At 54.0% G+C, this 12,621-nt stretch carries 14 protein-coding genes and 1 tRNA gene; 3 read left to right on the top strand and 12 right to left on the bottom strand.

The genetic code is table 11. The annotated features are described in order from the left end of the window. Positions 1 to 10: 10 nt before the first annotated feature. From arsD to actS, 4 genes are all read right to left on the bottom strand, one after another. On the bottom strand, positions 11 to 373 hold the full coding sequence (gene arsD, locus ABFI50_RS04975; protein ID WP_059372300.1) for an arsenite efflux transporter metallochaperone ArsD: 363 nt from the start codon (positions 371 to 373) through the stop codon (positions 11 to 13). A gap of 49 nt (positions 374 to 422) precedes the next feature. Then, a complete protein-coding gene (gene arsR, locus ABFI50_RS04980) occupies positions 423 to 776 on the bottom strand; it encodes an As(III)-sensing metalloregulatory transcriptional repressor ArsR (protein ID WP_269195172.1) in 354 nt (117 codons plus the stop codon). A 730-nt stretch (positions 777 to 1,506) separates the two neighbouring features. After that, a tRNA-Gly gene (locus ABFI50_RS04985) sits at positions 1,507 to 1,580 on the bottom strand. A gap of 80 nt (positions 1,581 to 1,660) precedes the next feature. Then, positions 1,661 to 2,404, bottom strand: a complete 744-nt coding sequence (gene actS / locus ABFI50_RS04990; protein WP_032635615.1) for an amidase activator ActS — start codon at positions 2,402 to 2,404, stop codon at positions 1,661 to 1,663. Between the two features lie 164 nt (positions 2,405 to 2,568). On the opposite strand from actS, the gene idi reads away from it, so the two are divergent. After that, positions 2,569 to 3,111, top strand: a complete 543-nt coding sequence (idi, locus tag ABFI50_RS04995) for an isopentenyl-diphosphate Delta-isomerase (protein WP_117581049.1) — start codon at positions 2,569 to 2,571, stop codon at positions 3,109 to 3,111. A 38-nt stretch (positions 3,112 to 3,149) separates the two neighbouring features. Here the strand turns inward: idi and lysS are convergent, their stop codons facing one another. From lysS to xerD, 5 genes are all read right to left on the bottom strand, one after another. After that, positions 3,150 to 4,667 (bottom strand): lysine--tRNA ligase, encoded by a 1,518-nt coding sequence (gene lysS, locus ABFI50_RS05000; RefSeq protein ID WP_014885130.1) that lies wholly within the window; start codon positions 4,665 to 4,667, stop codon positions 3,150 to 3,152. Between the two features lie 9 nt (positions 4,668 to 4,676). Further along, a protein-coding gene (gene prfB / locus ABFI50_RS05005) for a peptide chain release factor 2 (protein WP_096059326.1) occupies positions 4,677 to 5,775 on the bottom strand; the annotation gives its coding sequence in 2 pieces (ribosomal slippage) (positions 4,677 to 5,699 and positions 5,701 to 5,775; 1,098 coding nt in all). 90 nt (positions 5,776 to 5,865) lie between these two features. Beyond that, entirely contained in the window at positions 5,866 to 7,599 is a 1,734-nt protein-coding gene (gene recJ / locus ABFI50_RS05010; protein WP_023331239.1) for a single-stranded-DNA-specific exonuclease RecJ, read from the bottom strand. A 5-nt stretch (positions 7,600 to 7,604) separates the two neighbouring features. Next, positions 7,605 to 8,318 (bottom strand): bifunctional protein-disulfide isomerase/oxidoreductase DsbC, encoded by a 714-nt coding sequence (gene dsbC / locus ABFI50_RS05015; RefSeq protein WP_014885133.1) that lies wholly within the window; start codon positions 8,316 to 8,318, stop codon positions 7,605 to 7,607. A 28-nt stretch (positions 8,319 to 8,346) separates the two neighbouring features. Beyond that, a complete protein-coding gene (gene xerD, locus ABFI50_RS05020) occupies positions 8,347 to 9,243 on the bottom strand; it encodes a site-specific tyrosine recombinase XerD (protein WP_014885134.1) in 897 nt (298 codons plus the stop codon). 101 nt (positions 9,244 to 9,344) lie between these two features. Here xerD and fldB point away from each other — a divergent pair, with 101 nt between their 5' ends. Next, on the top strand, positions 9,345 to 9,866 hold the full coding sequence (gene fldB / locus ABFI50_RS05025; RefSeq protein ID WP_014885135.1) for a flavodoxin FldB: 522 nt from the start codon (positions 9,345 to 9,347) through the stop codon (positions 9,864 to 9,866). A 5-nt stretch (positions 9,867 to 9,871) separates the two neighbouring features. Here the strand turns inward: fldB and ABFI50_RS05030 are convergent, their stop codons facing one another. Together ABFI50_RS05030 and sdhE are read right to left on the bottom strand one after the other, a co-directional pair. Further along, positions 9,872 to 10,282, bottom strand: coding sequence for a protein YgfX (locus ABFI50_RS05030; protein WP_014885136.1), 411 nt, complete (start codon positions 10,280 to 10,282; stop codon positions 9,872 to 9,874). Beyond that, the gene (gene sdhE / locus ABFI50_RS05035) at positions 10,263 to 10,529 is read right to left on the bottom strand and encodes an FAD assembly factor SdhE (RefSeq protein ID WP_010435322.1); all 267 of its coding nucleotides are present in this window, start codon (positions 10,527 to 10,529) and stop codon (positions 10,263 to 10,265) included. Before sdhE ends, ABFI50_RS05030 begins: the two co-directional genes overlap by 20 nt. 294 nt (positions 10,530 to 10,823) lie before the next feature. Between sdhE and ygfZ the strand changes: the two genes are divergently transcribed. Further along, positions 10,824 to 11,804 carry a tRNA-modifying protein YgfZ gene (ygfZ, locus tag ABFI50_RS05040; protein ID WP_347485517.1) on the top strand — a complete coding sequence of 327 codons (981 nt, stop codon included), beginning with the start codon at positions 10,824 to 10,826 and terminating at the stop codon, positions 11,802 to 11,804. Between the two features lie 84 nt (positions 11,805 to 11,888). Here ygfZ and ABFI50_RS05045 read toward each other — a convergent pair whose 3' ends face one another. Further along, positions 11,889 to 12,548, bottom strand: a complete 660-nt coding sequence (locus tag ABFI50_RS05045) for a hemolysin III family protein (protein WP_347485519.1) — start codon at positions 12,546 to 12,548, stop codon at positions 11,889 to 11,891. Positions 12,549 to 12,621: the final 73 nt, after the last annotated feature.

The following is a 12,621-nucleotide window of genomic DNA, read 5'->3' on the forward strand; positions in this document are numbered from 1 at the left end:
CCCGACATAATCAGCAACAGGAAGTCTTCCCACCACAGCAGCTGGTGGGCGCCAGGCCCACTTTTTCCAGCGGGATCCCAAACCAGCGAGCCAGCTCAGCGCGTTTTGGATATCGCCCGGCCATTACCGTTTCACCGTCCAGCAACAGCAGCGGAAGCCCTTCTGCTCCCGAGGCTTCCAGGAAGGCTTTCGCTTTTTCGTTCTGAACGAAGCTCATGGGCTGCTGCGCCAGGTTGTAACGTTCCACCTGTACGCCACGTCCTTTCAACCACTGCACATCCGCAGAAAAATCAACCAGAACCTGATCGACATCTGAACCACATACGCCGGTACTGCAGCACAATGCCGGGTCAAACACCGTTAACATTTTCATTCTGAACACCTCACATTTGAAAAATCATATATGTTCAGGCAAATTTTTTTTAGAGACAAATAGCCTTACCGCTACCAGAGCAATTTGCCGTTGCCAGCTTACGGGCGATGGCCTGTACGTCGTCCTGCTGGCTTAACCAGGCTTGCTCAATCACCTGAGCAGCCCATGACGGAATATGCGGGGAAAGACGATAGTGAACCCACTTGCCCTGCTTACGATCCTGCAATAGCCCACTTTCCCGTAGCATTGCCAGATGACGGGAGATCTTGGGCTGCGACTGATCCAGTGCCGTGCAGAGATCGCATACGCACAACTCTCCCATCTCTCTGAGCAGCAGTACGATGCCCAGACGGGTTTCATCGGAGAGGTATTTGAAGAGTTGTAAGGATGTTAGTGACATCAAACCTCCTGAGTATTTACCAACAGGATACTCGGCATGAACGAAAACTCAATACACATTCGAAAAAACACATATGTTTTTAATGATGGGTTTGAATCGCGACGGATGCTTTATGTCTTATAAGGGGAAGAAAATTATTAGCATCACTAATACCCGATTAAAATTAGTGACTTGCTCCACCCGATCCCACCAGTAATAATACCGCCCAGAAACGTTACCAGCATAATAATCACGCAAAAAAACAAAATGAAAATCTTTTTAGAAATAGTGGCGCAGTCAGTGCTATGGCTCGTCATCGGCTGGATCTTCTGTCGTGCATGGATGCGAGGCTGCAACGGGGAAGATAAATGATCAGATTGTCTCTTGAGGAAGTAGTAGAAGGAGTTGAACGTCATAGCTTTATCTTTGAAGACGAACAACAGCATTCTCTGATCGTATTTATACTCTCCAGCATTTACGCCCAGGCGTCACAGGGTACAGGAGGCCAGCCAAATCACTGGAATGGCTAATTACCGCACCAGGGAGTACAGCCCTTTATTTTCCGGGATAAGAAATATCAGCAGTGACTAAATGCGTCTCTGATTTATCAGTTTGGATGCGATACGCAAAATTATACCGCTCCCCAGATGTAAACTTATTACTGATCCCATAAACCAGCAAAAAAAAATAATCAGCTAAAACAGAAGCTTGTTGTTCAAGGTAAAGGGAAGAGGTTACAAGGCTTTTAAAGGAGTGGAGCGGGCGAAGGGAATCGAACCCTCGTATAGAGCTTGGGAAGCTCTCGTTCTACCATTGAACTACGCCCGCTTTGAGGTGCGTAAGGCATTATAGACCTTACGCCTCTTCATACAAGCCTCTTCACCACTAAGTGGCGATAAAATAATCACTTAGCACTTCGGCTTGCTGCCGGGTGCCGGAAGATAACGCTGCGGATCGATGGCCGTCGCCTTATAACGAATCTGGAAGTGCAGCTTCACCGAATCCGTTCCCGTGCTGCCCATGGTGGCAATCTTCTGCCCTGCTTTGACGTTTTGCCCGTTATTGACCAGCATCGTGTCGTTGTGCGCATAGGCCGTGATGTAGTCTTCGCCATGCTTAATCATGATCAGGTTACCGTAGCCGCGTAGCTGGTTACCGACATAAACCACCTTACCTGCGCCTGAGGCGTAAACCGGCGTACCGCGTGCAGCGGCGATATCAATGCCTTTGTTCCCCCCTTCAGACAGGGAGTACGGCAGCACCACTTTACCGCTGGCTGGCCAAATCCAGCAGCGTTGACCGACCGGTGGCCAGGAGGACTGCGGCACCGCATAGGATGGCGTCACTTTAGCGGTTTTGCCTTTCGCAGAGGATTTTTTACCCGAGGTCGAACTGCCGTTAACCTTCAGCTTCTGCCCCACTTCGATGGTATACGGTGGAGAGATGTTATTCAGACGCGCCAGATCCTTCACGCTGGTCCCCGTCGCGCGCGAAATCCGATACAGCGTGTCACCGCGCTTAACGGTGTAGACCGAACCGGAATAGCTGCCCATATCCGAAGATTTACTCCCCGAACAGCCGGCCAGTAATAATGTCAGCGTCAGGCAAAAAATGGCGATGATGGGGTTTCTCGTCAGGCTTCCTGCAAACAAAACAGATCCTCGGTCAGCGTGAATGGCGCCCTATGATACCAGCCCTGGCAGAAATGGGTCAGCCCTTTTCCGCTCTGTGGGTCAAACCGTTCGTATAAGAATGCCGTATAATAGTGCTCTGCTGATGGTGCAGAACCATCCGCATCGTTGGCACTGGAGCACGAATGAGTATTCAAGAACACGTTATTTTGGTAAACGACCAGGGAATGGTGATTGGCACTCAGGAAAAGTACGCCGCACACACCACCCAAACCCCTCTGCATCTGGCCTTCTCCTCCTGGCTGTTTAACGCCGAAGGGGAGTGCCTGGTCACCCGACGCGCGCTAAACAAAAAAGCCTGGCCGGGCGTCTGGACGAATTCCGTCTGCGGGCACCCTCAAACCGGTGAAAAGACGGAAGAGGCGATTATCCGCCGCTGCCGCTATGAGGTTGGCGCTGAAATCACGGCGATTACCCCCGTGGCCGCCGAGTTTCGCTACCGCGAAACCGATCCTTCCGGGATTGTGGAAAATGAGATTTGCCCGGTATTCGCGGCACGTATTACCAGCGAACTGCGTATTAATCACGAAGAAGTGATGGAATTTGAATGGGTTGAACTGGAATCGTTGTTCCAGGCCCTAAACGCCGCGCCCTGGGGTTTCAGCCCGTGGATGGTGCTGGAAGCAACGGTCGCACGAGACGCTTTGAGAGCGTTTGCCGCGCAATAAAAAAGCCCCTAACGGGGCTTTTTTTACATCTTAACGCCTTATTTCACCGGACGCATCGCCGGGAACAGGATCACGTCACGGATGGTGTGGCTGTTGGTGAACAGCATGACCATACGGTCGATACCAATACCCAGACCCGCCGTCGGTGGCAGGCCGTGCTCCAGCGCGGTCACGTAGTCTTCGTCGAAGAACATCGCTTCGTCATCGCCCGCTGCTTTCGCATCAACCTGATCCTGGAAGCGCTGCGCCTGATCTTCCGCATCGTTCAGCTCGCTAAAGCCGTTGCCGATTTCACGGCCGCCGATGAAGAATTCGAAACGGTCAGTGATTTCCGGGTTCTCGTCATTACGACGCGCCAGCGGAGACACTTCAGCAGGGTATTCGGTGATGAAGGTCGGCTGAATCAGGTGCGCTTCGGCCACTTCTTCGAAGATCTCGGTCACGATACGGCCCAGACCCCAGCTCTTCTCTACCTTGATACCAATGCTTTCCGCGATCGCTTTCGCAGAATCGAAGTTATCCAGATCCGCCATGTTGGTTTCAGGACGGTATTTCTTGATCGCTTCGCGCATGGTCAGTTTTTCGAACGGCTTGCCGAAGTCGAACACTTCTTCACCGTAAGGGACCTGGGTGGTGCCCAGAATGTCCTGCGCCAGGGTACGGAACAGGGATTCGGTCAGCTCGATCAGATCTTTGTAATCTGCATACGCCATATAGAGTTCCATCATGGTGAACTCTGGGTTATGACGAACGGAGATACCTTCGTTACGGAAGTTACGGTTGATCTCGAATACGCGATCAAAGCCACCTACCACCAGACGCTTCAGGTACAGTTCCGGCGCGATACGCAGGTACATGTCCAGGTCCAGGGCGTTATGATGGGTGATGAATGGACGGGCAGACGCACCGCCTGGGATCACCTGCATCATCGGGGTTTCCACTTCCATAAAGTCGCGGTTCACCATGAACTGGCGAATACCGGCCATGATCTGGGAGCGAATTTTGAAGGTCTTGCGGGATTCATCGTTAGAGATGAGATCCAGATAACGCTGACGATAGCGCGCTTCCTGATCCTGCAGGCCGTGGAATTTGTCCGGCAGCGGACGCAGCGCTTTGGTCAGCAGACGCAGCTCGGTACAGTGGATAGACAGTTCACCGGTTTTGGTTTTGAACAGTTTACCTTTCGCGCCAAGGATATCGCCCAGATCCCACTTCTTGAACTGCTCGTTGTAGATGCCTTCCGGCAGATCGTCACGGGAAACATACAGCTGAATACGGCCACCCACGTCCTGCAAAGTCACGAAGGAGGCTTTACCCATAATACGGCGGGTCATCATACGGCCAGCAACGGCCACTTCGATGTTCAGCGCTTCCAGCTCTTCGTTCTCTTTACCGTCGAAGTCAGCGTGCAGTTGGTCTGAGGTGTGGTCACGACGAAAATCGTTCGGGAACGGCACGCCCTGCTCACGCAGCGCTGCCAGCTTCTCGCGGCGGGTTTTCAGTTCGTTGTTAAGATCGACTACCGCGTCAGCGCCCTGTGCTTGTTGTTCAGACATGTTGGTTCCTCATAACCCTGCTTTCAAACTTGCTTCGATAAATTGGTCCAGGCTGCCGTCCAGCACCGCCTGCGTGTTACGGGTTTCAACCCCGGTACGCAGGTCTTTGATGCGGGAGTCATCAAGGACGTAAGAACGGATCTGGCTGCCCCAACCGATGTCGGACTTGTTATCTTCCATCGCCTGTTTCTCAGCATTTTTCTTCTGCATCTCCAGCTCATAAAGCTTCGCTTTCATCTGCTTCATGGCCTGGTCTTTGTTCTTATGCTGGGAACGGTCATTCTGGCATTGTGTTACCAGCCCGGTTGGAATGTGGGTAATACGCACCGCCGATTCCGTACGGTTAACGTGCTGACCACCCGCACCGGAGGCGCGATAAACGTCAATACGCAGGTCCGCCGGGTTAATTTCGATATCAATATCTTCGTCAACTTCCGGGTAAACAAACGCCGAGCTGAAGGAGGTATGGCGACGGCCACCGGAGTCGAACGGGCTCTTACGCACCAGACGGTGAACGCCGGTCTCGGTACGCAGCCAGCCGTAGGCGTAGTCGCCAATGATCTTGATGGTGACGGATTTAATACCGGCCACTTCACCTTCAGACTCTTCGATGATTTCGGTTTTGAAGCCGCGCGCTTCTGCCCAACGCAGGTACATACGCGTCAGCATGCTGGCCCAGTCCTGCGCTTCGGTACCGCCAGAACCTGCCTGAATATCGAGGTAACAGTCAGCGCTGTCGTATTCGCCGGAGAACATACGACGGAATTCCAGCTGCGCCAGCTTCTCTTCCAGCACGTCGAGTTCTGCCACGGCTTCGTTAAAGGTTTCTTCGTCGTCGGCTTCGACGGCCAGCTCGAGCAAACCGGAAACATCTTCCAGCCCCTGAGCCATTTGATCCAGCGTATCTACGATAGCTTCGAGAGAGGAACGCTCTTTACCCAGCGCCTGTGCGCGTTCAGGTTCGTTCCAGACGTCCGGCTGTTCCAGCTCGGCGTTTACTTCTTCAAGACGCTCTTTCTTGGCATCGTAGTCAAAGATACCCCCTAAGAACGTCAGAGCGCTCCGTGAGGTCCTGAATACGGTTTTTTACCGGATTAATTTCAAACATGGTCTGTTTTCTTTTATGGACTTGTCAAAATGCGGTGATAAGAGCGGGATTGTACCGAATCCACGCCCTTTTTTATAGAGATTACTGCCGCTAAATTGGCCAGATATTGTCGATGATGATCTGAAGGGTGCGGTTTCCGCGAAACTCGTTGATATCCAGTTTGTATGCCAGTTCGACCTCGCGCACGCCGTTGTCCGGCCAGATGGCCGTATCGACGTTGAAGGCGATGCCGTCCAGCAGCGGTCCACCGCCAACGGGCTCAACCATGACTTTCAGATGACGCTCGCCGACGATACGTTGCTGAAGCAGGCGGAAACGGCCGTCGAACAGCGGTTCAGGGAACATCTGTCCCCACGGACCGGCATCGCGCAGCATCTGCGCCACGTCCATTGTCATCTCATGCGGTGAGAGCTCGCCGTCGGACACCACTTCTCCCTGCAACAAGGCAGGGTCAATCCAGTCGGTGACCAGTTCACCAAATAGCCGCTGAAATTCGTCAAATTTCGCCTCTTCCAGCGACAGACCCGCCGCCATCGCATGGCCGCCAAATTTGATCATCAGGCCCGGATACAGCGTATCCAGACGCTCCAGTGCATCACGCATGTGAAGACCCTGAATCGAACGGCCAGAGCCTTTCAGCGTGCCGTCACCAGCCGGGGCAAACGCGATCACCGGGCGGTGGAAGCGCTCTTTAATGCGCGAGGCCAGAATGCCAACCACACCCTGATGCCACTCAGGATGATACATCGCCAGCCCGCCCGGCAGCGTTTCACCGCTGCGTTCGAGTTTTTCGCAAAGGGTCAGCGCTTCGACCTGCATTCCCTGCTCTATCTCTTTACGGGTCTGGTTCAACGCGTCGAGCTCATTGGCCAGGACGCGCGCTTCGCCGATGTTATCGCACAGCAGCAGCGCCACACCGACGGACATATCGTCCAGCCTTCCGGCAGCGTTCAGACGCGGGCCGAGGGCAAAACCCAAATCACTTGCCGCCAGCTTGAGCGGATCGCGGTTGGCAATTTCCAGCAGCGCCTTAATCCCCGGACGGCACTTGCCCGCGCGAATGCGGCTTAAGCCCTGCCAGGTCAAAATACGGTTATTGGTATCGAGCGGCACGACGTCCGCGACGGTACCCAGCGCCACCAGGTCGAGATATTCGGCCAGGTTTGGTATGGCGATACCGCGTGATTCGAACCAGCCCTTATCACGAAGCAGGGTCCGCAGCGCCAGCATCAGATAAAACGCTACCCCCACACCGGCGAGAGATTTTGACGGGAAATCGCAGTCGCGCAGGTTGGGATTGATGATCGCTTCAGCGTCCGGCAATGTTTCACCCGGCAAGTGGTGATCGGTGACCAACACCGGGATCCCCAGCGCGTGCGCATGATCGACACCTGCATGGGAAGAGATCCCGTTATCAACGGTCATGATCATCTGTGCCCCGCGGGCGTGAGCCTGATCGACCACTTCCGGGCTGAGGCCGTAACCGTCTTCAAAGCGGTTCGGCACAAGGTAAGTGACGTTATCGCAGCCCAGCGCGCGCAGACTCAAAACGCTCAAGGCCGTGCTGGTTGCGCCATCTGCATCGAAATCCCCTACCACCACAATACGCGTTCCCTCACGGAGCGCGTTGTAGAGCATTTCGATGGCTTTTTCGATGCCGTTGAGCTGCTGCCAGGGCAGCATCCCTTTGACGCTGCGTTCAAGATCCTCAGCACTGCGCACGCCGCGGCTGGCGTAGAGACGCTTCAGCAGGGGCGGGAGATCGTCTGGCAAATCAACCGGTTCAACCGCCTCGCGGCGGCGCAATTTTATCGGGGCTTTCACGCGGATTATTTACCACCAAACTGTTTCTGGTGCGCGTCGAGGAACTCTTTCATCTCTTTTGGTCCCTGGTAACCCGGCACAACATAGCCATTGCTCAGGACAATCGCTGGCGTACCGCTTACGCCAAACTGCACGCCCAGCGCGTAGTGGTTAGCAATATCGATATCGCAGGACGCAGGCTTAACCTCTTTACCGCTCATCGCATCGTCAAACGCTTTGTTGCGATCTTTCGCACACCAAATCGCTTTCATGTCTTGCTCTGGCTGGCTCTGCACGCCTGCACGCGGGAAGGCCAGGTAACGCACGGTAATGCCCAGCGCGTTATAGTCTTTCATCTGCTCATGGAGCTTGTGGCAGTAGCCACAGGTGATGTCGGTGAAGACGGTAATCACATGTTTTTCCTGCGCCGCTTTATAGACGATCATCTCTTTTTCGAGCGCATTCAGGTTTTTCATCAGCAGCTGGTTGGTGACATTGACCGGCTGCGCGCCGCTCACGTCATACATTGGCCCCTGAATAATATGTTTGCCGTCTTCGGTGACATACAGCACGCCGCTGTTAGTCAGTACCGTTTTCATCCCGGCAACCGGTGCAGACTGGATGTCGCTGCTGGTAACGCCCAGTTTAGCCAGTGACTGTTTAATAGCGGCGTCATCCGCATGGGCGAACCCGGTAAAAGAGGCTGCCAGCAGGGTGAACAGCGCGAAAGACTTTTTCATAGTTGATCCCGTTACAATTTGTCGGCACTCACGCACGAGGGTGGTGCTGTTGGTGTAGCTGCCGCAGGCGTTCCGTCGCGACATGGGTGTAAATTTGCGTCGTAGAAAGATCGCTGTGTCCCAGTAGCATCTGCACCACGCGTAAATCTGCGCCGTGGTTTAACAGATGCGTCGCGAAAGCGTGACGCAATACGTGCGGCGAAAGCTTTTCACTGTCGATACCCGCCAGTGTGGCGTAATGCTTGATGCGATGCCAGAACGTTTGTCGTGTCATCTGCTGTGCGCGCTGGCTCGGAAACAAGACGTCGATAGACACGCCATTGAGCAACCATGGACGGCCATGCTCAAGATACGTTTCCAGCCAGTAAACCGCTTCTTCTCCCAGCGGCACCAGCCTTTCCTTATTTCCTTTACCGATGACGCGCACCACGCCCTGACGCAGGCTGATGTCGCTCATCGTCAGACCAACCAGTTCAGAGACACGCAAACCGGTAGCATACAATAGCTCAAGCATGGCTTTATCGCGTAACTCCAGCGGCAGGTCAACAGCAGGTGACTGTAATAATCTCTCAACTTGTGCTTCGCTGAGATCTTTCGGCAGCCGCTGCGGGAGTTTAGGGGACGCCAGAAGCGCACTCGGATCGTCTTCCCGAATCTTCTCACGGTAGAGATGCTGGAACAGCCGACGCATCGCGCTGAGCAAGCGTGCAGAACTGGTGGCCTTATAGCCCCCTTCAACCCGTTCCGCGAGCAGCGCCTGAAGGTCGTCGCTTTGCGCACTCGCCAGCGATAATTCGCGACGCGCCAGCCACTCCACCAGCATGGTGAGATCGCGCCGATAGGCACTGAGCGTGTTCTCGGCCAGATTTTTCTCCAGCCACAGCGCATCGAGAAACTGTTCAACGAGTGCGAGATCCTTTTCCACATCGGCCCCTTTGATTCTGCAGTCAGGCCATTATGCCTGATTGCGACCGGTTTCTGGTACACTACGCACAAAGTCAAAGCATGAATTGAGATAGTTACGCGATGAATATTGGTCTTTTCTATGGTTCCAGCACCTGCTACACCGAAATGGCGGCAGAGAAAATTCGCGACATCATTGGCCCCGAACTGGTGACGTTGCATAACCTGAAAGATGACGCGGTCGCGCTGATGGAACAGTACGATGTACTGATCCTCGGTATCCCAACCTGGGATTTTGGTGAGATACAGGAAGACTGGGAAGCCATCTGGGATCAGCTCGATTCAGTCAATCTCGACGGCAAAATTATTGCGATGTACGGCATGGGCGATCAGTTGGGCTACGGCGAATGGTTTCTTGATGCACTTGGCATGCTGCATGACAAACTGGTACCGAAAGGGGCGACGTTTATCGGCTACTGGCCAACCGAAGGATACGAGTTCACCAGTCAAAAACCGATCATTGCCGACGGCCAGCTGTTTGTCGGACTCGCGCTGGATGAAACCAATCAGTACGATCTCAGCGACGAGCGCCTGCAGGCCTGGTGCGAACAGATACTTGGCGAAATGGCAGAAAAATTTAGCTAAGTGGATTACTCCTGCGTCGGCTGTTGCAACAACATCCGGCGCAGATCTCGCCATTCTGAAGCATCCATACTGTCAGCCGCCAGCCACAGGTGCTGGCAACGCCCGCCGTCCACATTGCGTAACCGTAACATCATGCCGGAGTTGAGCATCCATGGCATACCCAGAATATCCCACTCTTTTCCCTGCCAGCGCAGGCGGGAATCCATCAGTAACTTGATCTCACCCTGACGAGCATTAATGCGACGCTGGCTGCGTACGCTGTCAAAAACGACAAACGAAAGTAATAGCAGCCACAGCGGTGTATAGCTCAGGGGCCATGGCATGAGTAACACGATGGCCGCAACCAGGCCGTGGAGCATTAACGACATCCACTGCGAGCGCCACGAGACGCGAAGATCAGATTGCCACAGGACCACGTTCCCGATTCCGTGTTTGAATTAATTGCACCATCCGTTGCAACTCGGTGTCGGCGGGTTTGCCGTGGTTCATCAGCCAGTTGAATAAATCTGGATCGTCAGACTCAAGCAGGCGAACAAACAGCCGCTTATCATCATCGCTTAAGCTGTCATACTCATATTCGAAGAAAGGCATGATGGAAATATCAAGTTCACGCATGCCGCGACGGCATGCCCAGTGAATACGGGCCTTGTTGTTAATATCCATGTTCAGTTTCCTGCATTACGTTTGGCACAGTCGGGCCCCCGTTCAGTGTTCTTTATTTCTCTACGGGGACACCAGCTAGTGTAACGTGTTTTTGACCGTTTCATTACTGGAATATTGCGATCAACGAGCAGGCTTCCAGAATAACCCCTACAAAGACAGCGGATTACACTATTTTGCGTAGCGCTACGCATAACCGGTTTATGGCACAAATGGTCTGCTGAAAGCGCTTGCATTGCCAGCAGGCTCTTTTACCATTAGGCATTATCAAAGCGTTAAGCAATTCAGGATATCGTTATGGCATTTACACCATTTTCTCCTCGCCAGCCCGCCGCCTCTGCGCGTCTGCCGCTGACGCTTATTTCTCTTGATGACTGGGCGCTGGCGACGCTCGCCGGCGCCGACGCCGAAAAATACCTCCAGGGCCAGGTCACCGCCGACGTCAGCCAGATGACCGAACACCAGCACCTGCTGGCGGCGCATTGTGACCCCAAAGGCAAAATGTGGAGCAATCTGCGTCTTTTCCGCCGTCAGGACGGTTTTGCCTTTATTGAACGCCGCAGCCTGCGAGATGCGCAGCTCAAAGAGCTGAAAAAGTATGCAGTCTTTTCCAAAGTCACTATCGTCCCGGACGACGAACATGTTCTGCTGGGCGTGGCGGGCTTCCAGGCACGTGCCGCGCTGAAAAATCTGTTTGCTGAGCTGCCGGATGCAGAAAAACAGGTCGTCAGCGAGGGGGCCACCTCCATCCTGTGGTTTGAACATCCGGCGGAGCGCTTCCTGCTTGTCACGGATGCCGCAACCGCCGAACGCGTCATCGAAGCACTGCGCGGCGAAGCGCAGCTCAACAACAGCCAGCAGTGGCTGGCGCTGAATATTGAAGCCGGTCTGCCGATCATTGACGCCGCCAACAGCGCGCAGTTTATTCCACAGGCTACTAACCTGCAGGCGCTGGGCGGCATCAGCTTTAAAAAAGGCTGTTACACCGGCCAGGAGATGGTGGCGCGTGCAAAATTCCGTGGGGCAAATAAACGTGCACTGTGGACACTGGCAGGTCATGCCAGCCGCGTACCGGAAGCGGGTGAAGATTTAGAGCTGAAAATGGGCGATAACTGGCGCCGTACCGGCACCGTGTTAGCCGCCGTACAGCTGGATGATGGTCGTCTTTTAGTCCAGGCCGTCATGAACAACGACATGGAAGCCGACAGCGTGTTCCGCGTGCGTGATGATGCGAATACGTTGAGTATTGAGCCGTTACCGTATTCGCTGGAAGAGTGATGCTGTATCGCCCGGTGGCGCTGCGCTTACCGGGCCTACCGATCCCGTAGGTCGGGTAAGGCGAAGCCGCCACCCGACAACAAACTACACCTGCCCCACATACAAATAAATCGCCAAAAAATGGCACACGCTGCCGCCCAGTACAAAACCATGCCAGATGGCATGATTGTATGGAATGCGCTTGCAGACGTAGAAAATGACGCCCAGCGAGTACACTACGCCTCCCACTGCCAGCAACGTAACCCCGCCAACCGCCAGCTTAATCGCCAGTTGATACACCACAATCAGCGACAGCCACCCCATGGTCAGATACGTCACCAGTGACAACACTTTAAACCGGTGTGCAATGGTTAGCTTGAAGAGGATCCCTAGCAGCGCCAGGCTCCAGATGACAATCATCAGTCCGCGCGACAGCGGCGAGTTGAGCCCCACCAGCAGAAAAGGCGTATAGGTTCCTGCAATAAGCAGATAGATAGCACAGTGGTCAAATTTCTTGAGCCATATCTTGGCCCGTTGATGCGGAATCGCGTGATAGAGCGTCGACGCCAGGAATAACAGGATCATGCTTCCGCCATACAGGCTATAGCTGGTAATCGCCATCGCGCTGGCATTGCTATCAACCGCCTGTACCAGCAATAACACTAAACCGACTATCCCAAACACCAGGCCAATGCCATGGCTGATGCTGTTGGCTACTTCCTCCGCCAGTGAATATCCCTGTGCGATTAATGGTCTGCTCGCCATACAAAACTCCGGGAAACTAAAGATGATTATTCATCGCATGACTATGCTAACTGAGAATGATTCCAGTGAACAC

This window comes from Enterobacter sp. HNDS-6, from assembly GCF_039850505.1.
Taxonomy (GTDB): domain Bacteria; phylum Pseudomonadota; class Gammaproteobacteria; order Enterobacterales; family Enterobacteriaceae; genus Enterobacter; species Enterobacter kobei.

What these genes read in the sequence shown, in the direction of transcription:
- arsD (WP_059372300.1), bottom strand. Translation starts at nt 373, where the DNA reads ATGAAAATGTTAACGGTGTTTGACCCGGCATTGTGCTGCAGTACCGGC.
- idi (WP_117581049.1), top strand. Translation starts at nt 2,569, where the DNA reads ATGAGTATTCAAGAACACGTTATTTTGGTAAACGACCAGGGAATGGTG.
- lysS (WP_014885130.1), bottom strand. Translation starts at nt 4,667, where the DNA reads ATGTCTGAACAACAAGCACAGGGCGCTGACGCGGTAGTCGATCTTAAC.
- dsbC (WP_014885133.1), bottom strand. Translation starts at nt 8,318, where the DNA reads ATGAAAAAGTCTTTCGCGCTGTTCACCCTGCTGGCAGCCTCTTTTACC.
- fldB (WP_014885135.1), top strand. Translation starts at nt 9,345, where the DNA reads ATGAATATTGGTCTTTTCTATGGTTCCAGCACCTGCTACACCGAAATG.
- sdhE (WP_010435322.1), bottom strand. Translation starts at nt 10,529, where the DNA reads ATGGATATTAACAACAAGGCCCGTATTCACTGGGCATGCCGTCGCGGC.
- ygfZ (WP_347485517.1), top strand. Translation starts at nt 10,824, where the DNA reads ATGGCATTTACACCATTTTCTCCTCGCCAGCCCGCCGCCTCTGCGCGT.
- ABFI50_RS05045 (WP_347485519.1), bottom strand. Translation starts at nt 12,548, where the DNA reads ATGGCGAGCAGACCATTAATCGCACAGGGATATTCACTGGCGGAGGAA.